Source organism: Intrasporangium sp. Soil_C_50 (genome assembly GCF_057656595.1).
On record NZ_JBDGKB010000003.1, the window covers coordinates 61,465 to 86,743 of the forward strand.

The 25,279-nt window shown below is 67.2% G+C and carries 17 protein-coding genes; 8 read left to right on the forward strand and 9 right to left on the reverse strand.

Features of this window, described 5'->3' with window-relative positions; all coding sequences use genetic code 11:
- Window positions 1-65 precede the first annotated feature (65 nt).
- Both AC3A5R_RS09965 and AC3A5R_RS09970 read right to left on the reverse strand, forming a co-directional pair.
- Window positions 66-1,427, reverse strand: coding sequence for an MvaI/BcnI family restriction endonuclease (locus AC3A5R_RS09965; RefSeq protein WP_487620608.1), 1,362 nt, complete (start codon window positions 1,425-1,427; stop codon window positions 66-68).
- A gap of 220 nt (window positions 1,428-1,647) precedes the next feature.
- Window positions 1,648-2,298 carry a very short patch repair endonuclease gene (locus tag AC3A5R_RS09970; protein WP_487620609.1) on the reverse strand — a complete coding sequence of 217 codons (651 nt, stop codon included), beginning with the start codon at window positions 2,296-2,298 and terminating at the stop codon, window positions 1,648-1,650.
- Here AC3A5R_RS09970 and dcm point away from each other — a divergent pair.
- The 5 genes from dcm to AC3A5R_RS09995 all read left to right on the forward strand — a co-directional run bounded on the left by dcm (window position 2,297) and on the right by AC3A5R_RS09995 (window position 11,025).
- Window positions 2,297-3,529, forward strand: coding sequence for a DNA (cytosine-5-)-methyltransferase (dcm, locus tag AC3A5R_RS09975; protein ID WP_487620610.1), 1,233 nt, complete (start codon window positions 2,297-2,299; stop codon window positions 3,527-3,529). The genes AC3A5R_RS09970 and dcm overlap by 2 nt on opposite strands.
- Before the next feature lie 289 nt (window positions 3,530-3,818).
- Window positions 3,819-5,297 carry an ATP-binding protein gene (locus tag AC3A5R_RS09980; RefSeq protein ID WP_487620611.1) on the forward strand — a complete coding sequence of 493 codons (1,479 nt, stop codon included), beginning with the start codon at window positions 3,819-3,821 and terminating at the stop codon, window positions 5,295-5,297.
- 43 nt (window positions 5,298-5,340) lie between these two features.
- A complete protein-coding gene (locus AC3A5R_RS09985) occupies window positions 5,341-8,013 on the forward strand; it encodes a Z1 domain-containing protein (protein ID WP_487620612.1) in 2,673 nt (890 codons plus the stop codon).
- Window positions 8,003-8,974: a PD-(D/E)XK motif protein gene (locus AC3A5R_RS09990; protein ID WP_487620613.1), complete on the forward strand. Its 972-nt coding sequence runs from the start codon at window positions 8,003-8,005 to the stop codon at window positions 8,972-8,974. The genes AC3A5R_RS09985 and AC3A5R_RS09990 overlap by 11 nt, the downstream gene beginning before the upstream one ends.
- Complete coding sequence (locus tag AC3A5R_RS09995) at window positions 8,971-11,025, forward strand: AIPR family protein (protein ID WP_487620614.1); 2,055 nt, start codon at window positions 8,971-8,973, stop codon at window positions 11,023-11,025. The genes AC3A5R_RS09990 and AC3A5R_RS09995 overlap by 4 nt, the downstream gene beginning before the upstream one ends.
- Before the next feature lie 796 nt (window positions 11,026-11,821).
- On the opposite strand, the gene AC3A5R_RS10000 is transcribed toward AC3A5R_RS09995, so the two are convergent.
- From AC3A5R_RS10000 to AC3A5R_RS10015, 4 genes are read right to left on the reverse strand one after another with little or no spacing between them, the layout of a single operon-like run.
- Window positions 11,822-12,826, reverse strand: a complete 1,005-nt coding sequence (locus tag AC3A5R_RS10000) for a glycoside hydrolase family 68 protein (protein WP_487620615.1) — start codon at window positions 12,824-12,826, stop codon at window positions 11,822-11,824.
- A gap of 3 nt (window positions 12,827-12,829) precedes the next feature.
- Entirely contained in the window at window positions 12,830-13,792 is a 963-nt protein-coding gene (locus AC3A5R_RS10005; RefSeq protein ID WP_487620616.1) for a carbohydrate ABC transporter permease, read from the reverse strand.
- Window positions 13,789-14,805: a carbohydrate ABC transporter permease gene (locus AC3A5R_RS10010; RefSeq protein ID WP_487620617.1), complete on the reverse strand. Its 1,017-nt coding sequence runs from the start codon at window positions 14,803-14,805 to the stop codon at window positions 13,789-13,791. The genes AC3A5R_RS10005 and AC3A5R_RS10010 overlap by 4 nt, the downstream gene beginning before the upstream one ends.
- A gap of 9 nt (window positions 14,806-14,814) precedes the next feature.
- Complete coding sequence (locus tag AC3A5R_RS10015) at window positions 14,815-16,113, reverse strand: ABC transporter substrate-binding protein (RefSeq protein ID WP_487620618.1); 1,299 nt, start codon at window positions 16,111-16,113, stop codon at window positions 14,815-14,817.
- 206 nt (window positions 16,114-16,319) lie between these two features.
- Here AC3A5R_RS10015 and AC3A5R_RS10020 point away from each other — a divergent pair, with 206 nt between their 5' ends.
- A complete protein-coding gene (locus AC3A5R_RS10020; protein WP_487620619.1) occupies window positions 16,320-17,342 on the forward strand; it encodes a LacI family DNA-binding transcriptional regulator in 1,023 nt (340 codons plus the stop codon).
- A 136-nt stretch (window positions 17,343-17,478) separates the two neighbouring features.
- On the opposite strand, the gene AC3A5R_RS10025 is transcribed toward AC3A5R_RS10020, so the two are convergent.
- Together AC3A5R_RS10025 and AC3A5R_RS10030 are read right to left on the reverse strand one after the other, a co-directional pair.
- Window positions 17,479-17,694 (reverse strand): type II toxin-antitoxin system antitoxin, encoded by a 216-nt coding sequence (locus AC3A5R_RS10025; protein ID WP_487620620.1) that lies wholly within the window; start codon window positions 17,692-17,694, stop codon window positions 17,479-17,481.
- Complete coding sequence (locus tag AC3A5R_RS10030) at window positions 17,691-18,596, reverse strand: SPFH domain-containing protein (protein WP_487620621.1); 906 nt, start codon at window positions 18,594-18,596, stop codon at window positions 17,691-17,693. The genes AC3A5R_RS10025 and AC3A5R_RS10030 overlap by 4 nt, the downstream gene beginning before the upstream one ends.
- A 464-nt stretch (window positions 18,597-19,060) precedes the next feature.
- On the opposite strand from AC3A5R_RS10030, the gene AC3A5R_RS10035 reads away from it, so the two are divergent.
- Both AC3A5R_RS10035 and AC3A5R_RS10040 read left to right on the forward strand, forming a co-directional pair.
- Window positions 19,061-20,734, forward strand: coding sequence for an HNH endonuclease signature motif containing protein (locus AC3A5R_RS10035; RefSeq protein WP_487620622.1), 1,674 nt, complete (start codon window positions 19,061-19,063; stop codon window positions 20,732-20,734).
- Window positions 20,735-20,847: 113 nt separating this feature from the next.
- Window positions 20,848-23,667 carry a glycoside hydrolase family 38 N-terminal domain-containing protein gene (locus AC3A5R_RS10040; RefSeq protein ID WP_487620623.1) on the forward strand — a complete coding sequence of 940 codons (2,820 nt, stop codon included), beginning with the start codon at window positions 20,848-20,850 and terminating at the stop codon, window positions 23,665-23,667.
- 413 nt (window positions 23,668-24,080) lie between these two features.
- On the opposite strand, the gene AC3A5R_RS10045 is transcribed toward AC3A5R_RS10040, so the two are convergent.
- Window positions 24,081-25,199: a CehA/McbA family metallohydrolase gene (locus AC3A5R_RS10045; protein WP_487620624.1), complete on the reverse strand. Its 1,119-nt coding sequence runs from the start codon at window positions 25,197-25,199 to the stop codon at window positions 24,081-24,083.
- Window positions 25,200-25,279 lie beyond the last annotated feature (80 nt).

Here is a 25,279-nt window from a genome sequence, read left to right on the forward strand (position 1 = left end):
GGCTCTCCTCGTGGCGCGCCTCTCCGACGAGTGGCGTGACGCGGCGCCCTGGCTGACCCTGACGCTCAAATCCAGTCGGGCAGCACTATGCCTTCCGCCTGAAGATTGACGCGCGCGAGACGCCTGCTGGACCTTGAATGGCGCAAATCGTGCGCGCTAACTCGCTCGTAGAGAGATGCCAGCTCGTGCGGATAGCAGCGGAATTGGGCCCGCTCCTTTGTCATCTTTGTTGCGCCAGTGATCCAGTTATAGGCGGGGTCAAGCGCGATTGTGCCGTTTTGGAATGCCTCCCGGAATCGGTTCCAATCAACACCTTGCCCCAGTTGAACGTATGGGCCGTAGGTCAGACCGGCGGCTGTCCCTCGCGGACGTCGGACATAAGCCGCCAGCGAGTGCTTTCGCGACCAATGCGTGAGCAGGTCGGCAATTCGCCATGACATCGCGATGTCACCGCCACTCTTGTGGACTAGCTGAATCTCGGACGGAGTAAGGATCATCCGCGTCGTCGCTTTCCCCTGCGGGTCCCGCGTGGCGGTGTGAGCCCCATTGAAGTCCCAGCGAGTCCCCTTGTCGTTGGGCCATCCGAACTTGCGCATGAACACATCTGGGTCACTCGACATGATGGCGCCTCCCGTAGGCGCCGGGGTCATCAACGTGACACGTGAGCTGCTGTACGACTTGAGTTCCCAACCGTGGAAGTCGGGTTCATCACGCGCATTTGGACGCACGCCGAGAAGGGTTTCGAGCGTCGTGCCTCCCACGTTCTGGTCCTTGCTCGGGACTACCACCCCGCCCTTTATCTTGCACCCCGTGACAGGCGCCATGTCATACACGCCGCGAAGTTCGGCGAGGAGTGCCACGGCAGTAATGGAGTGTGATTGAGGCGCTATCTCCCAGGTTCCAAAGGGGCCTGACCCTACCAGGCCCATGAGGGTATGGGTCGCCGGGCTATTGGGGAACAGTGCAACACCGATCACCCGAGTGCCGGCCGCACCCAGGAGGAGAAGTCGGTTGGGAGTCGAAGATGATCTTCCCGACAAGAGAGTTCGAGGTGCGTCTTCCGCCCCGTGGAGCAGGCTCCCCAACCTTGTCTCTGGGTACTGGGGATAACTGATGAGCCGTGCTTGAGGGGCAGGGTTGATTCCGAAGGGGGTGAGCCAGGCGAAGTCTAGTTTCGCTTTGAAGGCCGGACCCTTGGCCTTCTTTTCTGACGATGACTCGAACTCCACGAAGTCACCCATAGGAAGGGGATTCGCGTTCAGGCTTCCCTGCCAGTAAATCTGATTCTTGGAGTTGTCCTGCTTTGGAGACAGTCGCTTGACTACGACCTTCGTCACGCCGAGCGCCCGCAGGCGAGCCTGCAACTCGTCCAAGGTCAGATGTGACAGCCAAGCGTCGTACGCCGCATCCCGCTCGGCCTTCTTCACGCCGCCCCCTGGTTCGATCGCCGTTCATTGCAGAGCGGCAGGGTAGCGCGAGGGGTGCCTACCGAGCGGAAGCCACGCGTTCTACTACGTGACTTTGCCCGCCCGCGTCAGCCGCGATTCGTGAAGCGCTGGGCGGTCCCCGCGGAGCAGTCGCGAGGGCTGCAGACGTCGGGACTTGCATCTACGCCCGCGCCCCGCCGGCGGGTGGAGCTACTCCGTATCAGAGAAGCTGCTCCGATATCACGTCGCCTGTACGCCCGAGGCGGCGAACCGTAGCCTCCACCAAGTCAGCCGCCCCTGCTGTTGGGACGTGCTCCCATATGCGAAGCGTCGTCCATCCCTCCGACGCAAGCCGTTGATCTGTGTCCGCGTCCCGCTCCCGGTTCTGCCTGACCTTCGCAGCCCAGAAACCGGCGTTCGCCTTGGCCTGCACATGGTGTTCCGGACAGCCGTGCCAGAAGCAGCCGTCGAGGAACACGGCCAGCTTCAGGCGCGGGAAGACCATGTCCGCCGTACGGCGCAGCGAAGGGACTGGCCGGCGGTTCACGAAGAATCTGAGTCCTCTGGCATGGACAGCACGCCGAAGCGCGAGCTCCGGGGCGGTGTCCCGACCGCGATTGCCTTGCATGGTCGCTCGCGCAGCCGGTGAACTGGCCCATGACTCAACCATGGGCTCACCGTAACGCGGCGCACGCCGCCGATCGTGCCCCTGGCGGACCGTACCCCAGCTACCAGGTGGCCCGGTTCGACTGCGGGAGTCCACTGTCAGAGGTGGCACATACGTTCGAGTACGCTTCGGCGTGGCTCCCACCGATGGGGACGCCCTCCGGGCAATATGTCCGCGACCCGTCCCCACGAAAGGCCCAGCCATGACCGCGAAGAGCTCCCACGAGATGCTCCTCGAACTCCGCCGTCAGAACACCCTTCAGGAGATCGCCAAGCTCCTGTCGGTCAACGAGCGGACGGTCCGTCGCTGGGAGAACCACGAGTCGGCGTGCCCGGCCTACTTGGGCGACGCCATTCGGATGCACCTCACGGTCGACAGAAGCGAGGGGTCCTTCAAGTTCGCGGATCTCTTCGCCGGCATCGGCGGCATCAGGCAGGCGTTCGAGGACATCGGTGGCAAGTGCTCGTTCACCTCGGAGTGGAACCCCTACGCGCAGCAGACCTACGCCGCGAACTTCCCACACCGGGAGGACCACGTCTTCAACGGTGACATCACTGAGGTCCGGGACGCCGCGAGGGAGGTTCCGGACCACGACGTGTTGCTGGCCGGCTTCCCCTGCCAGCCTTTCTCCATCGCCGGCGTGTCCAAGAAGAACGCCCTCGGCCGCGCTCACGGCTTTCTGGACCCGACTCAGGGGACCCTGTTCTTCGACGTCAAGCGGATCCTGGAGGCCAAGCGCCCGGCCGCCTTCCTGCTGGAGAACGTGAAGAACCTCCAGACGCACGACCGCCGCAGGACCTTCGCGGTGATTCGGCACACCTTGGAGAACGAGCTCGGATATCACGTCCGGTTCGAGGTGATCAACGGAATCCACTTCCGACCGCAGAACCGCGAGCGCATCATGATCGTCGGCTTCCGCGAGGAGAACGACTTCAGCTTCGAGCAGCTCGACGTTCCCGCGACGAAGCCGAAGCTCGAGTCGGTTCTACACCGCACCGACGGCACCGAACCCGTGCTTCCCCACGACGAGGGCAAGTACTTCGACCACGAGCGCAACGTCGTGCCCGAGCGGTTCACCCTGACGCCGAAGTTGTGGGAGTACCTGCAGAACTACGCTGCCAAGCATCGCGCTGCCGGCAACGGATTCGGTTACGGCCTGGTGCGACCGGGCATGACGACCCGCACCCTATCCGCCCGCTACTACAAGGACGGGTCAGAGATCCTCGTCGAGCAGATCGGCCATCGTCCGCGACGCCTCACGCCGCGCGAGTGCGCCCGCCTGATGGGCTTCGACGACTCGTTCAGGATCCCGGTGAGCGACACCCAAGCGTACAAGCAGTTCGGGAACAGCGTGGTGGTTCCCGCCGTCCGCGCGGTGGCGCAGCTGATGGAGCCCTACATCCTGGACTCGGTAACAAGAAGTCGCGCAGCCTAGTTCAAGGGCGTCGCCTCCGGTTACACGGAAAGCGGCATTGGACGGCAAGCTGTTGCAGCACGTGGTAGGTCGGCGGGCGTCGACGCTGGTTGGACATGTGACGCAAAGGAGGCTGGCGCATGGGGCGCTGGTCCCCGCCCGGTGGCGTTGGCGCCGTCAGACCTTCTCGTTCTCGGAAGAGGGGCATCAGTCCGCAAGGCCCTACAGTGCGCGAGGACCTCATCGATGGTGGTGTAGGCAATGACTGCTGGGACCGTGGCATGCTCCTGCCATCAACAGAGAGGTCGTCGTGGATACGTTTTTGGCGCCGCCGAGTGCAGCCGTTCTCATTCGCAGTCTGCGGGGATTCTCCTACACGCTCGAGACGGCCCTAGCCGACGTGATCGACAACTCCATCACGGCTGAGGCCACCGCGGTGCGCATCTTCGCCGATGCCAACAACGGGTATCCCCGTTTGGCGGTCGTCGACGACGGCAAGGGGATGTCCGCCGCCGAGTTGCAGCAGGCCATGCGCCTCGGCAGCAAGGACCCATCGGAGACGCGCGATGCCGAAGACCTGGGCCGATTCGGACTGGGACTGAAGACGGCTTCCTTCTCCCAATGCCGTCGACTGACCGTCGCGACCCGGCAGGATTCGACGTGGCACGTTGCACGATGGGATCTGGACCACGTCTACGACACGAACGAGTGGGAGGTTCAGGTGCCCGCCCGACCGGAGGACCTTCCGTGGGCGGACGAACTGGGTGAGCACGGGACCCTGGTGCTGTGGGAGGAGATCGACAGGGTCATCGACTCTGAAGCTCTCGACGAGATTGCCAGGGAATTCAACCGGCGCGTAGCCTCCGCTGCCAGTCATCTGGAGCTTGTGTTCCATCGCTTCATGGAAGGTGAGCGAGGGATCCGGAAGGTATCGCTTTCACTCAATCGAAGTGCCCTGACACCTCACAACCCCTTCAACCCGGGCCATCCCGCCACCATCACGGACCCGAACGAGGTCATCGGCGTGGCAGGAGGCAAAGTGGAGGCCAAGGCCTACACGCTTCCGCACTTCAGCCAAGTTGCTCCCGCCGAGTGGGAGCGATACGCGGGGCCGCGCGGCTATCTCAGGGAGCAGGGTTTCTACCTGTATCGCTCCGGACGGCTCATCGTTCACGGCACATGGTTCGGGCTTGCCAAGCAGACCGAACTCACCAAGCTCGCCCGGGTTCGAGTTGATATTCCCAACGGGATGGACCATCTCTGGAAGATCGACGTCCTCAAGGCCTCGGCATACCCCCCTCACGTGGTGCGTCAGCGCCTCAAGCGCATCGTGGAGCGCCTCGGCGCGACATCGAAGAGGGTTCACGTGAACCGGGGGAAGCGGCTGACGGCGACTGAGCACTACCCGGTCTGGGAACGGCGAGCCGTTCATGAGGGAATCCGCTACGCGATCAACGCGAGCCATCCCGCCATTACGGATCTGATGCGACACGTGGGCAGCGAGGCCGAGCCCGAACTGAGGCGCGTGCTTGAACTCCTGGGAGCCAGCCTCCCCATCGACTCCCTGATCGTTGACCTCGGGGACAGCCCGCACCTAGTCAAGGGCGAGGATGCCAGCGACGAAGCCTTGGAACTCTTGATCACCTCGATCGCAGTGCAACTCATCGACGGCGGTCTGTCCTGGCTGGAAGTCGGCATGGCTCTTCGTTCCAATCCCGTCTTGGAGTCGAACTGGGCGCGAGCTGCCACCGTGATAGGAAGGCTCCAGACGGAGCATTCGGCGCAGTGACCCCGCGTGACTTCTCCTTAGACAACCTGAGAGGGGCTCATCAATGAGCGCGCGAGACGAACTATTCAGGATGGCTTATCCGGTCATCCTGAGACGCATCGAAGACGGTGAATCGCCGACACCGGAATTCCTGCGAACCATAGTGGAGTCACTCGGCTCTGTGATTCCCTCGATCATGGTGGGCGTCAATGTAGGCGCCGAAGACGTGACCGCCGTCGTCAAGCGCATAGAGACGCTCGTGGACATCCAGATCAAAGACGACGTCGTCGTCAAGAAGGACCACGAACCTTGGCTTGACGCGCGGCGCAAGGACATCGATCCCTTCTACTGGGACCGCTACCGGACGGTGCTGCACCGCGGCGGCCTCCCTCCTGCCGTCGTCGCCGAGATGGGGTCAAGCACCGATCGAGTTCTCGACCTGCTCGCGAACCCAAAGTCGGAGCGGCCCTGGGATCGCCGCGGCCTGGTCATGGGGAACGTGCAGTCGGGAAAGACCGCTCACTACACAGGCCTGGTGTGCAAGGCTGCTGATGCCGGCTTCCGAGTCATCATCATCATCGCGGGCATCCACAACAACCTTCGCAATCAGACGCAGGGGCGCATCGACGAGGGCTTCATCGGGGAGCATCGCGTGCGCGAAGGCGCCTCGGTGAGGCGGGAGCGTCTCGGCGTGGGCCAGATTGACCCGACCCGGCGACCGGTCGGCCTCACCTCGAGCACACATGACTTCACCAAGGCGACGGCCGACGCGATGGGCTTCTCCTTCGACGCGCTCAATGAGCCAGCCGTCTTCGTGATCAAGAAGAACCCGACAACGCTTAAGAACCTGTTGGCTTGGATCAAACCTCCCCGCGGTGAGCAGCTTCCTTATCCTCTTCTACTCATTGATGACGAGGCTGACAACGCCTCGATCAACGTCGCGTACTCCCGCGACGAGGTGTCGGCGATCAACAAGTTGATCCGGAGCCTGCTGGACACGTTCAGTCGCAGTGCATACGTGGGATACACGGCCACGCCGTTCGCGAACATCTTCATCGATCCCGCCACCCCGAACGACATGGTGAGCGAGGATCTGTTCCCCCGGAGTTTCATCGTGAGCCTCGATGCTCCGTCCAACTACTTCGGCGCCACACGCATCTTCCTCGAGGATTCAGACTCCTTCCTGCGCTGGATCGAGGACGCCGAGGATGTCTTGCCCCTCTCACACAAGAAGAACCATCCCCTGAGCCAGCTTCCGGAATCGCTAATCGACGCTGTCCGAGCCTTCGTGCTCACGCGCGCCATCCGCATCATCAGGGGAGATGGCACCGAGCACTCCAGCATGCTCGTCAACGCCTCGCGATTTGTCGCTGTGCAGAACGCCATTGGCCGACAGGTGACCCATCAGCTTCAAGCGGTTCAAGACGCAGCACGACTCAACCACGCCCTGCCCGAGGACCACGCCGGGAAGGATCCGGAGATCGCCGCCCTCCAGCGTGTGTTCATGTCCGAGTTCGGCGCCACGGACGTCGAGTGGGCGGATGTCCTCGCGCAACTCTGGGAGGCCGCCGCCCCCATCAGGGTCGCAATCATAAACGGAAGGTCCGCTGACCGCCTTGACTACGCTCAACAGCCTCAGGGGCTGCACGTCATTGCCGTCGGTGGGTTGGCTCTCTCACGCGGATTGACGCTCGAAGGCCTGTCGACGACCTACTTCCTGCGGAACTCACAGATGTACGACACCCTTCTCCAGATGGGTCGGTGGTTCGGCTACCGACCGCGGTACGAGGACCTCTGTCGCATCTGGATGACCGAGGAGGTGGCAGGGTGGTACGCCCACATCGCAGAGAGTGTGGACGAACTGCGCGCAGAGTTGCGAAAGATGGCGGCCGACGGTGGTTCGCCGGCTGACTTCGGGCTCAAAGTCCGCTCGCATCCCGCGACACTCATCGTCACTGCCCGCAACAAGATGGGTGCAGCGGAAACGCGCACCGTCCGCATCGGGCTGGCAGAGAGGAACGTACAGACGATTGCGCTCTCGCCGGGTAGCCGCCAGACCAACATCGACTGTGGCCGCGACCTCGTGCGAGCCGTCTCGGAAAGGACATCTCCGCAAGCAGTGCCCGGCGGGATGCTCCTCCGTGATGTTCCCCTCGAGATGGTGAGGGGATTCCTCGAGAGGTTCAGGAACAACTCCTATTCGATGCTCACGGACACGGCCGCAATTCTCACGTATCTGGAAGGACGCGCCGGCGAGGTTGCGTTGTGGGACGTCTTGATCGCTCAGCGCACCAGCCCGGGCACCGGCGGCGAGAGCGAGGCCCTCGGTCCTCGTCTGAACTTGCGGTCGCGCACGGTTGACCTACGCGGCGGCCGGGTTCAGTTCCGCAAAGCCAACTTTCTGGACCCCAACGATGAGAAGGTCGGTCTCACCTCAGAGCAGATCGCGGCAGCGGAGGAAACGTACCGACACGAGAACGCACCTCGGAACGGCAAGTACAACTACCCGGCGCGCGTCTACCGTCTGCAACGCGAGAGGCCGCAACTCGGACTCCATCTCCTCCACCTCGAAGGCGCTTCGGACGAGCCGCTTCCCCAGCCCTGGCTCGCGTGGAACATCAGCTTCCCGCCGACGAACGAGCCAAATGAGACTACTGAATACGTGGTGAACGGAACGTGGCTGGACGAATTCGTCGACGAGAGCGACGCAGACGAGGACGACTTCGATGACGACTGACCACCCGTGGACAGACATCGCCCTTGGACGGGCGCGCAGGGTCGAAGCCGACCACGTGGCCGACTTCTACTGGAGCATCACGCACGACGGTGAGCCGCAGCTGCTTCTGGATACCCCCACCGTCGACCCCTCGCCGCGGCTGCCCCAGCTCCACGGCCTGGTGGCCCGAGTCGCGCTGCTGGAAAATGGACGCTCGAGAGTATCCCTGCGTCTGATCGACTCATCCTTGGGCGACATCTTCCTCAGGCTCTGCCGCGATCTCGTCGACGCATCCCATGTCGCCAAGGACGAGGAGTCAGCCGCGCAGATCGCGATACGACGAACCTGGCGATGGCACCACCTCCTCCGAGGCGGAGGCCCCGGCATGCTCTCCCCCGAGGAACAGAAGGGCCTCATCGGCGAGATCCAGGTGCTTCGACACCTGATCGAAGTGTTGGGGGCCACCGCTGCAATCACCGCGTGGCGAGGCCCTCTTGGCGCGCCCAAGGACTTCGAGATTGGGCCCCACGCCATCGAGGCGAAGGCACGGCGCGGTGCGGCGACACCACACGTCCGCATCAGCAGCGAAGACCAGCTGGATGGTGACGGCGTCGATCTCCTGTTCCTACACGTGATCGATCTGAACACTGCCGTCACCGGTGGGGGGTCCACCCTCAACGACACGGCTAAGTCGCTCTTCGACTGGGTGCGCGAGCTCGACGAGGCCCTTCTCGAGCCTCTCGAGGATAGGTTCTCCGCGGCAGGGTTCTACTGGGCGGACGACTACTCGGAGTACAGGTGGTCGGAGGGGCAGCACAGGCTCTACCGCGTGACGGAGGACTTTCCCCGGATTCAGGCTTCTGCAGTTGCGACAGGGATCTCTAATGTGCGATACACCGTCGACCTCAACGCCATCGACCCCTACCAGTGCACCTGGCCCGATGTCGATCGGTTGCTCGTGGGGAAGGACGGTTCCAAGTGACCGTGTCTGATTTCCACTCCGAGTTCTACCAAGATGTCCTCGTGGCAGCCGACGGGGCTGGCACGTATGTGGCCGACGCCTTCTTCGACCTGTTCACGCAGCACCTTGTCGACGCCGGCGAACTGGACACCGCGGACCGTGCGTTCTACGAGGCCCGAGGCATCCGCGTCGACGGCTACGGAGGAGACCCCCTTGAGTCAGGGACGCTGACTCTCGTGACGGTCGAGGCAGACCTCACGCCCGACATCGGCACTCTCACCCGCACTGAGATGGACGCCGCGTTCCGACGTACGCGGAATTTCATAAAGCAGAGCCTTCGGCCGGAATTCCGCTCCGCGATGAGTTCAGCCGATCCCGGTTTCGGTTTGGCGGATCTCATCGCCCGCCGATGGAACAGTGTGCAGAAGATTCGGCTCCTGCTATTGACCGACCGCAAGCTCAGTTCGCGCATCGACGGCAAGGATGCCGATGAGATCGACGGCGTGCCTGTGGTCCACAGCGTCTGGGATATTGAGGCCCTGGCCGACCTGGTGTTGCTCGGGCGCGGAAGCGGCGCCGTGGAGCTTGATCTTCTCGAGCTGGGAGGAGCGCTGCCAGCACTCCGCGCGCACTCCGCGGGTGAGGAACTCCAGGCGTTTCTGCTTGTCATCCCGGGTGAGCAGTTGGCTGCGATCTACGACAGATGGGGTCCCCGACTACTCGAACAGAACGTCCGTGTGTTCCTCCAAGCGCGTGGAAACGTCAACAAGGGGATCCGCAACACCTTGACCAATGAACCTTCGATGTTCCTCTCCTACAACAACGGATTAAGCGCGACTGCTGAGTCCGTGGGCACCCGACTCACCGACCGCGGGCTCGAGATCACTCACCTCACGAACCTGCAGATCGTGAATGGGGGGCAGACGACCGCATCGGTACACGCGGCGATGCGCGCGAAGGTCGACCTGTCGCATGTCTTCGTTCAGGTGAAGCTCTCCGTGATTCGACCCGAGCTGACCGTGGACGTCGTTCCGAAGATTTCCCAGTACGCCAACACCCAGAACCGCGTCAACGCCGCAGACTTCTTCGCCAACCACCCGTTCCACATCCGCGTCCAAGACATGTCGCGCAGAATGTTCGCCCCATCACCCGACGGGTCGTTCAAGAAGACGAAGTGGTTCTACGAGCGAGCTCGCGGGCAGTACCAAGACGACCGCGGAAAGCTGAGCCCGGCAGCGCGCCGGGCCTTCGATGCTGAGTATCCCAAGCGACAGGTCTTCACGAAGACCGATCTGGCGAAGTTCCAGATGACCTGGCTCGGCGCGCCCCACATCGTGAGTCGAGGGGCTCAGAAGAACTTCGTCGCCTTTGCCGAACATGTGGCGAAGGAATGGGAACGGAACGAGAAGGCCGTCAACGAGCTCTACTTCCGGGAGGCCATCGCGTGCGCGATCCTGTTCCGGGAGACAGAACGTCTGGTTCCTCAGCAGAGCTGGTATGAGGGCGGATACCGAGCCAACATCGTCACATACACGCTGGCAAAGTTGTCCCATGACCTCAAGCGCAAGGGCCGCGTGCTCGACATGAACGCGGTGTGGAACCGTCAAGGGATTGACGAGCCGACGACTCGTGCCTTGGAGGCATGCGCGGAGGTCGTGAACTCGATTCTCGTCGACCCTCCTTCCACCCACAGAAACGTCACGGAGTGGGCCAAGCAGCAGGCTTGCTGGGACCGCGTGAACCAAGCAGACGTCCCATGGCCGCCCGGCCTGATGGGGGCCACTGAAACCCTGGCGGGACATCGTGAGCAGCGTGAGAACGCGGCATCGGTCAGGAAGATCGACGACGGCATCGAGATCCAAGCCGCCGTGGTCACGGCGGGCGCGGGCTTCTGGCAGCACGCCTTGAACTGGGGAGTCGCTCAGCGCGGCCTGCTGACCGCGAAGGATGTGGGCATTCTGCAGACATGTGCCAAGATGCCGCGCGTGATTCCCACCGAGCCTCAGTCGCGGGTGGCCCTACAAGTCCTCAGCAAACTGCAGCAGGAGGGATATGCCGAGGAGCTGCCTTAGAGCCGGACAATTGAGGCTCTCCACCACCGCACGTCGGATGCCCAGTCATTCCCGGGTCTACGACCCGCCCAAGTCCGAGGCGACTCATTGCGGATGTAGATACGGCTAGATACCACTTTCCTTCTGGCTGGAGAGGGTTCCCCGCACGGGGCCCGCGAGGCCCGTTGAGCGGCCACTATGGCGGCCCCCTCGGCTGCCAACCGGGATGGATCTCTTGTACGTCACTTCGCGAGCGCACGACTCGGTGGCACTGACGTCGCACTCCAACGCGTCAGGACCTAGGACGCAACCGAAGACGCAGTGAAGCAAGTGCGAATCGCGCTCTCCACAATGCGAAGGTTTCCTGAGACTCCCCGGCAAGGGCGCAGGCCTCCTCTAGATGAGTGCTCAGCCGATCCCCGACAGCCTGAGTCAGGTCGTGCCGCGGTTGTCGGCATTTCCTCTTCATGGGTCGGCTGGCCACCACGACTTTGACTGCTTCCGCTCTTTTCATCTAACGGCCAAGCCTCTTGAAGAGGATGGTCTTCTCCGTCAAGGCGCCGGCTTCACCGGCGCGGGGGGCTGCTGCTAGCGGCGCTGTCGCGCATTCCTCGCTCTGGCCCAAGCAGATCCGCACCGAGGCTCTGGAACGCAGCAGTAGGCGGCGTCATGGGATAGGTGGCGGACACCGCCGCGGAGAGCTCCTTCACGCGCACAGCATCCCGCTGCCCTAATGCCCGAGGCACAACGCTTCCACCGGTGTCGCAGCTCACCAGTCGGCCGCCCGCTTCGTCTCTCAGGGCACTGACCCAGCGGCTCAGGGGGGTGCGGCAGGCGAGGCGCGCAACTCCTGCGTGAGGGCCAGGCGGTCGCCCTCCCAGGTGACGGCATACGGGTCGGTGATCTCGCCGATGAACTGGCCGCCCGTCTCGTTGCGGAAGGCCATGAACTTGGTCTCGCCGCTCTCGCGGTGGGTGATGAACTTGCCCACGTAGAGGCTCGGGTCGTCGATGCGTCGGGCGCCGGCGATGTCGTACGGCCCGAGCGGCGACTCCGCCGAGGCGATCCACACGCCGCCCTCGGTCCCCGTCGCCTTGAGCCGGTCCGAGGCGTCCCCCGCCAGGCAGTTGAACAGCAGCACCTGCCGCCCGTCCACGACGAACGGCTGCAGCACCTCGAGCTGCCCGAACCCGTGCCCTGGCGCCGACAGCGGCGGACGCAGCTCCCAGCTCTCCAGGTCGGCCGACCACGCGTGCCCCACCACGCCGCGGTCCACCCGGTCCGAGGGATCGTCAGCAGGCCCCACAGCCGACCGCGCCGTGATGAGCATGTGCCACGCGTCCCCGACCGGGTCGGCGAACACCCACGGGTCACGGAACGCCTCGTCGTGCCAGTTGCCCTCGGGAGCCGGCGCCCACTTCTCGTAGATCACCCCATCAGCAGAGAGCACCGGCCCCGGCGCCTTGTCCCAGACCATCAGGTCGGAGGACGTCGCGTACCCGATCGACTGCACGTTCGCTCCGAACGAGTTGAGCGAGGCCCCCGTGTAGAACATGAACCACCGCCCATCCGGGTGCCGCACCACCGATCCGGTCCACGTCGCGCAGTCGTCGAACGCCGGCGCGTCCGAGCGCACCAGCGCGTCCACCACCCGCTCCCAATGAACGAGGTCGTGCGACACCGCGTGCCCGATCGAGGCCCGGTAGTGCCTGGCGTGCGGATCGCGCAGAGCACGCGACGCGTAGAGGAAGAAGAGGTGGTACTGCTCGCCGTCGTCGACGGTCCAGAAGTCCCACACCCAGGCCTCGGGCAGACGGAACACGATTCAGCCTTTCACGCCGGAGGTGGCGATGGAGTTGATGAAGGCCCGCTGGAAGGCCACGAACAGGACGAGCACCGGGGCGGTGATCATCGTCGCGTAGGCCATGATCTGCCCCCACGAGGTGTTGAGCTGCTTGAAGTAGTCGATGCCCACCATGACCGGCCGCAGCTCCTCCGACTGCACCGCCATGAGCGGCCACAGGTACTGGTTCCACGTCGGCAGGAAGGTGAGGATCGCGACCGTCGCGACGGCCGGCCCCGACAGCGGCATGACGATGCTGCGGTAGATGCGGAACCACCCCGCCCCGTCCACGCGCGCCGCCTCGTCGAGCTCCTTCGGGATGCTGTCGAAGAACTGGTAGAAGAGGAAGATCGAGAAGGCGTTCGCGACGAACGGCACGATCTGCACCTGATACGTGTCGAGCCAGCCCTCACTGATCCCGTCGGGCCCGAGGAACGGCAGTTTGTTCGACCACCACAGCAGCGGCAGCGCCAGCGTCTCGAACGGCACGATGAGCGTCGCGAGGATGACGCCGAGCACCCATCCGCTGCCCTTGAAGGTGATTCGCGACAGCGCGAACGCCGCCATCGAGTTGACGACCACCCCGGCCACCACGGTGACCACCGAGATGACGACGGAGTTCGTCAGGAACGTCGCGAACGGCACGCGTCCGAACACGCCCGTGTAGTTGTCGAGCGACAGGTCACCCACCGGCAGGAACGCCTTGATCCCGCCGAGGTCGCCGAAGATCTGCAGGTCGGGCTTGAAGCTCGACACGACCATGAACAGCAGCGGCAGCCCGAACACGAGGCACAGCGCCACCCGCAGGAGCACGCCGAGCGCCACACGCGTCCGGCCCCCTGGTTTGGACGCGCGTTGGGACGCCGGCTGGGACGCCGGGGCCGACGATCGCGCCGACCGCTTGCCGGACGCGCGGGCACCCGTGGGTGCGGTGGTGGCGGTCATCGCGTGGCCTCCTTGTCACGGATGAGGAACCGCTGGACGAGGGTCACGAGCAGCACGAGCACGAAGAACACGAGCGAGATCGCCGACGCGTACCCCGTCTGCTGCTGCTGGAACCCGGTGCGCACGGCCATGAGCACGACGGTCGACGTCGAGTCGAGCGGCCCGCCCTGGGTCATGATGTTGACCTGCGTGAACAGGGCGAACGCCGCGATGGTGATGGTGATGAGGATGAACGTGCGGGTGTTGCGCAGCCCCGGCCAGGTGACGTAGCGGAACTTCTCCCACGGCCCCGCGCCGTCGAGCTCGGCCGCCTCGTACAGCTCGCCCGGGATCGTCTGCAGCCCGGCGAGCCAGATGACCATGTGGAAGCCCATCGCCTGCCACGCCGACATGAGGATGATCGCGAGCAGCGCCGTCCTCGGGTCGTCGAGCCAGTCCGGCCCCACGATCCCGAACTTCAGCAGCACCTGGTTGATGAGGCCGTTCGGCTGGTACATGAACAGCCACAGCATCGACACGACGACCATCGAGGTGACGACCGGCAGGAAGTACACGGTGCGGAAGAAGTTCGTGCCGCGCATCTTGACGTTGACGAGCAGCGCCAGCCCGAGCGCGCACGCCGACTGCACCGGCACGATGACCACGGCGAAGACGATCGTGTTGCGCAGCGAGGCCCAGAACGTGTCGTCGGAGAAGAGCCGCACGAAGTTGTCGACGCCGATGAACTCGGCCGGCCGCGGCGAGATGAGCCGCGCGTTGGTGAACGCCAGCCCGAACGTCAGCCCGATCGGGATGAGCAGGAACGTGATGAGCAGGACCGCCGCCGGCAGCAGCATGAGCAGCGCCACCGTCGTCGACGAGCGGGTTCCCTTGACGTGCTGGGGTTTCCCGACGGACGCGTGAGCCTGCTTCGCGGCGCGACGCCCGCCCGACGCGTCGGCCGGGGTGCCGCCCGACGCGCCGGCCGCGTCGGGCGTCGGCTGCCCACCCGGGGTGGAGGTGATGGTCGACATGTCAGGCGCTCACTGGAAGTAGCCGTTGGACTTCTGGTTGGCGTCGATGTCCTTGACCGCCTGGTCGAGGGCGGTCTTCGGGTCGGCGCCGTTGAGGATGTCCTGCGCGGTCTTCGTGAACTCCGTGGCGATGAAGGGGTATCCGGGCGTCACGGGGCGCAGCACGGCGAACTTCTTCGAGTACTCGCGGAACACCTGGTTCTCACCACCCGCGCCGTAGCCCTCGACCTGCGCGGCCGCGGCGTCGGTGGCTGGGATGTTGTTCGTGTCGCGGGCGACGCCGGCCACGTACTTGTCCTGCGCGGCGAACTTCATGTAGTCCTGCGCGCCGGCCGGGTCGGAGCAGTTCGTCGAGACGCCCCACTGCCACGACGCGCCACCGATCTTCGGGCCGGTGCCGAGGTCCGGCGGCGGGAGGAAGAGCGTGTCCTTGCCGAAGGCCTTGCGGGTGTCGACGGCGGTCCACGTGCCGTTGTAGAGCATCGCGGACTTGCCGGCGATGAAGTCCTTGGCCGGGTCGGTGCCGGACTTCAGCGGGGCGAGCCCGTCGGTGACGAGGCTGCGGAACCACTTCGCCCACTCGACCGCCTTGGGGCCGTTGAGCGCGCCCTCGGCCGACTTGTAGTCGCTGCGGTTGATGAGGTCGCCGCCGAAGCTCTGCAGCATCGGCGAGTACGCGTAGGGCCACCACTCGCCGGTGAAGCTCGTCGCGAGGTCAAGCGGGTACTGGTACTTGCCCGACGCCTTGAGCTTCTTCAGCGCGGCGGTGAACTCGTCCTTCGTCCACGGGGAGTCGACGGTCGGGATGCGGATGCCGGCGGCGTCGAGGATCGACTTGCGGGTGACCATGACGAGCGCGACGTCGTAGTAGCCGTAGGAGTACGTCTTGCTCTCGAACTTGCCGACGGTGCTCGGCAGGAACTTCGACAGCGTCGCGTCGAGGCCCTCGAGCGGCGCGAGGTAGCCGGCCCAGGCCCAGTTCGGCACGTTCGGGCCGTCGATGTCGAGGATGCACGGCAGCTTCTTGCTCGCCGCGGCGGCCACGACCGACTGGTTGTAGGAGTCCTGAGGGAACGCCTGCACCTTGACCTTGTACTTGGTCTGGCTCGCGTTGTAGTCGGTGACGATCTTCTGGATCGCGGCCAGCTCGGCCTTGTTGCCGGCGTTGTGCGTCCACATCGTCAGCTCTCCCCCGCCGCCCGAGGCGGCGCTGCTGCTGCCCTTGGCACAGGCGGTGAGGGAGAGCGGGAGGGCGGCGGCGAGGAGGCCGACGGCGAGCCGACGGCGGTGGGTCGAGGTGAGCGTCATTGGTTCCTCCGGGTCAGGTCTGATCTGCTAAAACCTTTCAGCACGAGAAGGTAGAGCCAGGGCGACCCGCCGCGCAAGGGTTTGCTAAATCCTTTTCACCAGCGCAGATGTGGACAACGCCTCCGTATGCGTGAGGTACGCTGACAGCGCGACGCCAGGGTGGCGCGTCCGTCGGCGGTGCCGACGAGCTCCACGAAGAGGTGAGGGTGAACAAGCGACCGACGCTCGCCGACGTCGCCGCGAAGGCGGGCCTGTCCAAGACCGCGGTGAGCCTCGTGCTCAACAACCGCCCGGGCTCGCGGCTGTCCGACGACGCCGTCGCCCGCATCCACGAGGCCGCCCGCGAGCTCAACTACCGGCCCAACCCCGCGGCCCGCTCGCTGCGCCTCGGCCGCACCGGCACCATCGGCTTCATCTCCGACGAGGTGACGATCACCCGCTTCGCCTCGGCCATGATCCGCGGCCTGCTCGACGTCGGCGACGAGCGCGACCACGGCGTCCTCATCGCCGAGACCGGCGACCACCCCAAGCAGCTGGCCAAGGCGCTCGAGTCGATGATCGACCGACGCGTCGACGGCATCGTCTTCGGCGCCCTCACCGCGCGCCTCCTCGACCTGCCCGGGCTGCCCGACGACATGCGCGCCGTCACGGTCAACTGCGTCAGCCCCACCGTGCCCGCTGCCGTGCTTCCCGCCGAGGACGCCGCCGGGTACGCCGTCGCCCGCCAGCTGCTCGACGCCGGCCATGGCGCCGGCATCGGCATCATCGGCAACGCACCCCGCGCGTGCAGCGACCCGCGCATCTCGGTGACCATCGGGCGACGCTTCGCCGGCATCCACCGCGCGCTCCGCGAGTCCGGAGTCACCCCGGTCGCCGTCGCCGATGCCGAGCTCTGGGAGCCCTGGCACGGCTACGACGCGACGATGTCGGTGCTCGATTCCGAAGCGCCGGTCACCGGACTCATCTGCCTCAACGACCGCGTCGCCCTCGGTGCGCAGCAGGCCTTGCAGGAGAAGGGACTTCGCGTCCCCGACGATGTGTCGATCGCCTCCTTCGACGACGACGAGATCGCGTCCTACCTGCGGCCCGCCCTGACCACCGCGCGCCTGCCGTACGAGGAGATGGGCCGCCAGGCGATGCAGATCGTCCTCGCCGAGCACCCCGAGCCCGGCGAGCGCCTCGTCGAGATGCCCCTGCAGGTTCGCGGCTCCATCCGCACCCTCACCTGACCCGCCGACTCGGGCGGGCGAGTCTGCGCCACAGGCGTCCCCGCGCCAGCGGCGTCACGCCGCCTGCAGCGTCGGGGAACGGCGAGCGTCGGGGAACGGGGTGCGGCGCGCGTAGGGGAAGGGGACGCGTGGGTGCTCAGTCCTCCGCGCCCGACGCGTCGACGTCGCGACGCGGCCGACCGCGCTTGGGCAGCGGGCCGGCGTGCTTGGGCATCCGGCCCGCCTCGGTGAGCGCGCGCCGCAGGATCAGCTCGGCCTGGGCGTTGACGCTGCGCAGCTCGTCGTTCGCCCAGCGCATGAGGGCGTCGTGCACGGCGGGGTCGAGACGCAGCAGGACCTGACGGCGTGTCACGTGTAGAGGGATCCCGCGTTGACGACGGGCGACGGCGGTTGGTCGCCGCAGAGCACGACGAGCAGGTTGCTCACCATCGAGGCCTTGCGCTCCTCGTCGAGCTCGACGATGTCGTGCTCGGCCAGCTGGGCGAGCGCCATCTCGACCATGCCGACCGCGCCCTCGACGATCCGGCTGCGCGCCGCCACAACGGCATTGGCCTGCTGGCGTCGGAGCATCGCCTGCGCGATCTCGGGCGCGTACGCCAGGTGCGAGATGCGCACCTCGACGATCTCGACGCCCGCCACCGACACCCGCTCGGCCACCTCGGTCGCGAGCTGCCCGGCGACGACGTCGGTCGAGCCCCGCAAGGAAGTGCCCGTGCCCTCAGAGTCGTCGTACGGGTGGGAGGTCGCGACGTGACGCAGCGCCGACTCCGCCTGGACGGTGACGAAGTTGCGGTAGTCGTCGACGGCATAGGTCGACCGCGCCGTGTCGGCCACCTGCCACACGACGATGGCGGCGATCTCGACCGGGTTGCCGTCGGCGTCGTTGACCTTGAGGCGACCCGTCTCGAAGTTGCGGACGCGGATGCTGACCTGGCGGCGGATCGTCAGCGGCAGCACCCACCAGAACCCCGGGCGCGCGACCGTGCCGACGTACCGGCCGAAGAACTGGACCACCTGCGTCTGGCCCGGCGGCACGACGACGAGCGCGCTGAGCACGAGGACCGCGACGAGGATCGGCAGCCAGAGCAGGCCCGTGTCGTTCGTGACGAGGTACCAGATTGCGACGGCGCAGAGCGCCACGACGATGACGCCGAACCAGCCGTTGAGGGCCAGGGCGGGGCGCTGGGTGATCTCGACGCGGGCGCCCTGGTGACCCACGGGTCCTTGCGTCGACGGTGCAGGCTGGGCGTTCATGACGCCTCCTCGGGTGCAGTAAAAGTGATATCAATAGATAGCACTTTTACGACGGACGCGGAAGCCCCCGATACCGCCCATCCAGCCGTTTGCGCTGAGCGCGCTCCCCGAAGCACCCCCACCCTTCCATCGAATGAGCACCCAACCCCACGCGCCCCACACGCACCAGGCCCCGACGCGTCAGCCATCCGCCGCGCCGAGCGAGATCCCCGACGCGCCTTCCCACCCTTTCCGTCGAGTGAGCACTCAGCCTCACGAGCCACACCCGCAACCGGCCTCGACGCGTCAGCCCACACCGCCCGCAAATCCTCGCGGCCGTCCCCCTTCATCGAGTGAGCACTCAGCCTCACGCGTCCCACGCCAAGCCGGACAAGCGTCGGTCTTCGACCCGACTTCGGCACCGGATCCTGATGAGGCCCGTCGGGCGAGGGAGCACTGTCGGTGGTCGAACATATGTTTGGTTCATGGCTTCCGACCCCACGACGCTCGAGCTCCTCAGGAGCCGGCTCACCGACCTCGAGGCGCGGCAGCGCGCCACGGGTGGCGTGGCCGAGAGCGACTTCTGGGAAGCCCTGACCAGACGCCCCGGGACGATGTCGGCATCCGGATCCACGTCCCGATCCGCGTCCGGGTCAGCGGGTGACTCCGCATCCGGGACTCCGGCCGCGCCCGCGTCTTCAGCGTCGTCCGGCGCGTCCGAGCCGGGTCGTGGCCCTGCGCGGACGCGACGTGAGGCGCCACGGTCGCGGCCGGCCCCGAGCGGCTCAGGTCCATGGGCAGGGCTGCGGCCGGAGTCACTCGCCTCGCTCGGCCCGGACGGCTTGTCCTGGCTCGACGCGGCCGGCTACGAGGAGATGGTCGAGGATCCCTCGTGGATCGAGGCCACGGCCCGACGCGGCGAGGAACGTGCCCAGCGTGAGGCGCGACCCGGCGGTCGGGGCACCCCAGATCACCACGAGACGATCGCGACCGAGGCGCTCGTCGGGTTCGACCTGACCCCGCACGCCGAAGCTGACCTCACCGCGGCGGCAGAACGGATCGCGCACCAGCGGCGCTCGCAGGAGGTCGCGCTCGTCGGCATCGTCTCCGAGCTCGTCTCACGCGGGGTCGAGCCACCTGACGGGCACTCCCGCGCCGACTGGCTGCGTCGTCACGACCCTTCGCTCACCGCGGGGCAGGCGGCGGCCTTCGTTACAGTCGGAACGGCGCTGGCCCGGGCCCGGTGGGCTCGTCTGCGCCTCCTCGTCCTCACCCAGCAGGTCACCGTCGGCCACGCCGCCCAGATCGTCCTCTTCGACGAGCGCACGAGCCCGGTCGCCGATCCAGTCGACCTCACCACCGCTCTGGACGACCTCACCGAGCAGGCAGCCCGGCTTCGGCCCGAAGAGCTGGCACGTCTCGTCCGCCACCACTCCGAGCAGATCCGTCCACCCCGTGACGAGGACCGCCTCGACCGTGGTCGGCGGGAGGCCCGCGGCCTGTGGTTCACGCCACCGGACCGCACCGGGATGGTCGGGCTGCGTGGCACGCTCGATCCCGAAGGGGCGGCCGTCCTCAAAGCAGCCATCGACCCACTTGCCGCTCCGTGCCCCGAGGTCGACGAGCACGGCCGTACCGTCACGCCCGACACCCGCACGCCGGCGCGTCGAAGGCTCGAAGCGCTCCTGACCATCGTGCAGCGTGGCGTCGCCTCCGCGGAGGGCGTCCCGACCACCGACAAGGCCAAGGTCGTCGTCCTCATCGACCTCGACACCCTCGTCGGCGAGGTTCGCGGCACCGGCACGACGCTCACGGGCGACGTCTTGTCGCCGGGCGTGGTTCGCCGGATGGCCTGCGACGCGGAGATCATCCCCATGGTTCTCGGCTCCGACAGCGAACCGCTCGACGTCGGCCGCGGCCGCCGCCTCTTCACCCGCGGTCAGCGCCTCGCCCTCATCGCACGCGACCGGGGGTGCAGCTTCGACGGGTGCAGCGTGCCGGCCACCTGGTGCGACGCCCACCACGTCGTGCCGTGGCACCGTGGCGGCCCGACCTGCCTCGACAACGGCGCCCTGCTCTGCCAGCGCCACCACACCGTCGTGCACGAGCGCGACCTCACCGCGACGGTCACCGCCCTCGGCGTCACCTGGCACACCTGAGGATCTCGCCCCGCACCCTGCCGACGCCGGCGGGGCGCTCGGCATGTCCGGGTCGACCGCTGGGTACCGGCTTGCCCCCATTCGGGCGCCCGTGGCTGACAGGATCGGGGACCATGACGACGACGGTGTGGCTCGTCCCCCACACGCACTGGGACCGCGAGTGGTACGAACCCTTCCAGCGCTTTCGGCTCCGCCTTGTCGACCTCATCGACGACGTCGTGGCCCGTGCCCAGGGCGATCCCGCCTTCCGCTTCACCATGGACGGCCAGATGGCGGCGGTCGACGACTACCTCGAGGTTCGCCCCGAGCAGACCGACGCCGTGAGCGCGCTCGTCACCAGTGGGCAACTCGCCATCGGACCCTGGCGCGTCCTCATGGACGAGTTCCTGTGCTCCGGCGAGACGATGATCCGCAACCTCGAGATGGGTTGGTCCGACGCCGAGCGGCTCGGGCCGGTCATGCCCATCGGCTACCTGCCTGACATGTTCGGCCACTGCGCGCAGATGCCTCAGATCCTGCGCCACGTCGGCATCGAGCAGGCCGTCGTCTACCGCGGCGTGCCGGCCGAGGTCGACCGGAACGAGTTCTGGTGGCGATCGCCGGACGGCACCGGCATCCGCACCGAGTTCCTCGCCAACAGCTACGGCAACGTCGCCGACGTCTTCGGTGGGGGCGCCGCCCGCGAACGTCTCGCGACGCGTCTCGGCACCCAGACGCACTGGTACGACGACGACTTCCTCGCCATGTACGGCACCGACCACGCCGCTCCCCTACCCTCGCTCATGGCCGAGGTCGCCGACCTCGACGCCGACGAGGCGGGCCCGCACATCCGGGTCGCGACGCTGAGCGAGTACCTCGCCGAGCCACGCACCCCGTGCGACGACCTGCGTATCGTCTACGGCGAGCTGCGCAGCCACGCACGCGCCAACATCCTTCCCGGAGTGCTGTCGGTCAGGTGGCAGCTCAAGGAGGCGATGGCCCGCACCGAGCGGCTACTGACCCGCTACGCCGAGCCGTTCGCTGCGCTCCACCTGCCGACCCTGCCGAGTCACTACCTGTCGATGGCCTGGCGCCGCGTCATCGACTCGTCGTGCCACGACTCCGTGACCGGGTGCGGCGTCGACGAGACCGCCGTGCAGGTGCTCGCCCGCCTGCAGGAGGGCGAGCACGCCGCGCAGGCCGTGCGCGACCGAGCCCTTGCATCGGCCGAGGCCGCAGGCCTGGCCGGCTCCGTCGTCGTCGCGAACCCGCTTGCGGCCGAGCGCACCGACGTCATCGACCTCACGATCCCGGTGCCCGAGCACTGGTCCGCTGTCGGTTTCGAGCTGCCTGACGGCCGGGTGGTGCCGGCCCAGGAGCTGTCCCGCCCGCCGGTCGAGCTGGCACGAGAGTCGGTCCCGGCAACCGACCTTCCGAAGCTCATGCACCGAGTGCACGACCGCGAGCTCTTCGGGCTGCAGCTGCTTCGCATCGACATCGACGGGGCGAGCCAGCAGCTCACCTTCCGGCTCGCCGACCACGGGGACCCCGACTTCGACGCCATCGCCGAGGAGGGTCGCCTCCGCAGCGCTGCCGACGCGTCTCCGGCCGGTGCGGTGTGGGACGTCGTCACGGCCGACGAGCCCCGACGCCGGCTCGCCGCCCCTGTTCCGGCCCCCGCCCTCGGCTGGGCCGCCATCCGCGTCACCGAACTCCCGCCCGACGCTGCGCAGACCCCGCAGCCTGGAGGCATCCACCAGGGTGACCGGGTGCTCGACAACGGCCTCGTTCGTGTACGGGTCGACGACGACGGCACGCTGACCGTCACCGCCGACGGGGTCACGCTCCGCGGCGTCGGCCGGCTCGTCGACGGCGGCGACCCGGGCGACTCCTACAACTACGCGCCTCCCGCCCCCGACGTACTCGTCTCAGAGCCGACCGAGGTGTCAGTGACGGGGCTCGGAAGTGAGGGCCCGGTCATCGGCGCACTCCGGGTCGACCGACGCTACGACCTGCCCGTCACAAGCACTCTGACCGGGCGGTCCGAGGGCGTGGCCTCCACCCCGGTGTCCATGCACGTCGAGCTCCGGGTCGGCGAGCCGTTCGTCCGGCTCCGTCTTGACTGGCAGAACGTCACCCGCGACCACCGGCTGCGCCTGCACGTCCCGACCGCCGAGCCGGCCACGGTCTCGCACGCCCAGGGACAGCTCGCCGTCGTCGAGCGCGGACGCACCGCCGAGGCCGGTCCGGTCGGCGAGCACCCGCTGCCGACCTTCCCTGCCGAACGCTTCGTCGACGCCGGGGGAGTCGCGGTCCTGCTCGGCCGCACGGTGGAGTACGAGGTCGTCGACGCCGAACGACCGCCCGGGGAACCCACAACCAGTCCAGTCGACGGGTCCGTCGGTACGGAGATCGCCGTGACCGCGCTGCGCTCGATCGGGTACCTGAGCCGCAACGTCCATCCGTACCGCAGCGAACCGGCCGGGCCCCAGCTGGCGACGCCGGACGCCCAGGCCCTCGGGCCGTGTCACCTGTCGCTGGCCGTCATGCCGCACCGGGGTTCGTGGGCTGGGGCCGGTGTCGCGGAGACGACGGAGGCCTACCTCCACCCGGTCGTCGTGACGCGCGGGTCTGGCCACGCCGACCTACCGCTGCAGTCCGTCGAGGGTCTACGCCTGGCCGGCACCGGCGTCGAGCTCGTGTCGCTCCGGCGGCGTGCCGATGCCGACACGGCCGTCGAGGCGCGCCTCGTCAACCTCTCCGACCGGCCCACCGTGGCGGTGCTCGGCTCCGCCGCAGTGCCGGTGCACGAGGCCGTGGCCGTCGACGGCCTCGGTCGCAACGCCGAGTCCGTCGACCCGATAGAGGTGGCCGACGGCCACGCCCGGATCCCCTTGCGCCCGTGGCAGATCGCCGCCGTCCGAATCGAGGTCGGCGCCCCACTCCCACGCTGACCGAAAGCGCACCCCGGCTTCAATCGAGAGAGCACTCCGTCACATGACGGAGTGCTCTCTCGATTTCGTGGCGTGGGCGGAGGCGGGCTGCGGAGGCGGGCTGGGGCTGCGGGGTGCGACGCCCACTCGGTGACGGAGTGCTCTCTCGATTGGGGATGGAGGGGGCGGTCGCGATCGGGCGCGGAGGGGCGGCTTCCGGATTGGCTACGGAGTGCTCTCTCGATTTCGTGGCGCGGGCGGAGGCGGGCTGCGGAGGCGGGGCTGCGGCTGCGGGGTGCGACACCCACTCGGTGACGGAGTGCTCTCTCGATTGGGGATGGAGGGGGCGGTCGCGATCGGGCGCGGAGGGCGGCTTCTGGATTGGTTGCGGAGTGCTCTTTCGATTGGGGTGGGCGTGGCGACGGGGTGGGCGATCAGGGGCAGAGGGCGTGGACGATGCGGTCGTCGCTCTCCAGCCAGCACGGGCCGTCCCAGCCGGCCACCCGGACGCGGTCGTCGAGCAGGAGTCGCCGCGGCCGGCCGAACCCGGTGAGCAGCAGCCCCTCAGCACACAGCGCCACGACGTCGTCACCGTCACGCAGCAGCAGCGGCCCGTCGACGCCGGCACTCACCGCCGTGCGCCCGGCGCGCACCGCGCCGAGGATGTCGTCACCCTCCGCGAGCACCCAGGTCGTCGGCGCTCCGGGGAGGCCGTCGCTGCCGTGCCGGTGGTAGTCGCTGCCCCCGATCGGCGTCGTGCGCGGCGTCTGCTGCCACCACGCCAGCGGCGCACCCCACGTCGGTGCGAGTGCCCACGACGAGTGCCACACCTCGGCCACCCGCGGCTCCCCGACGGGCAGCAGCCAGGCGCAGTCGCCAGCGAGCGGGTGGTTGACCGACAGGAGGCCACCCCGGCTCTCGGCCTGCTCGGCCCACGTCTCGGGCGACGAGCGGAAGTCGACGAAGCCGATGTCGCCGAACGCGTTGGCGTGCCCGACGTCGCGCGTCACCTCCTGCCCCGGGACCAGGGTGATGCCGTGCCGCCGAGCCACATCAGGCAGGTGAGCGTGATGGCTCGTCGTGTTGTGGTCGGTGACGGCGAGGAAGTCCAACCCGCGCGAGACCGCCAGCGCCGCAAGGCCGCCCACCGAGAGCGACCCGTCGGAGTGCACCGTGTGCGAGTGGAAGTCGCCGGCGCGCCACTGCATCCCGTCGACCGTCGGCAGACCGCGCCCGGCCCCGGCACGCGGCCGGCGAGCCGCAGCGTCGACGGGCTCGGGGTCCTGCGGTTCCGCGCGCCGGTGGCCGTCGACGACCGACGCGTCGACGGATCGCACGGTCAGCTCCATGGTCACGCCCGAGCGCGGCACCCGGTGCAGCCCGACGAGCACGTGCCACGTGCCGCCCTCGACCGGGTGGGGCACGTAGCCCGGCGTCGCCCACCCCTGGGAGACGACGACTCGGCTCCGTGCCCCACCCGACCACCCGACGTATCCCCGCGGCCCCTCGAGTCCGAGGTCCAGCACCGCCCCCGGCTCGCCGGAAGACGTCATCTCGACCTCGATCGCGCCCACCCCTGTCCCGGGCACGTCGACGTCAACCGTGCGGATCTGTGCCTCCGCCCGGTCTTCGG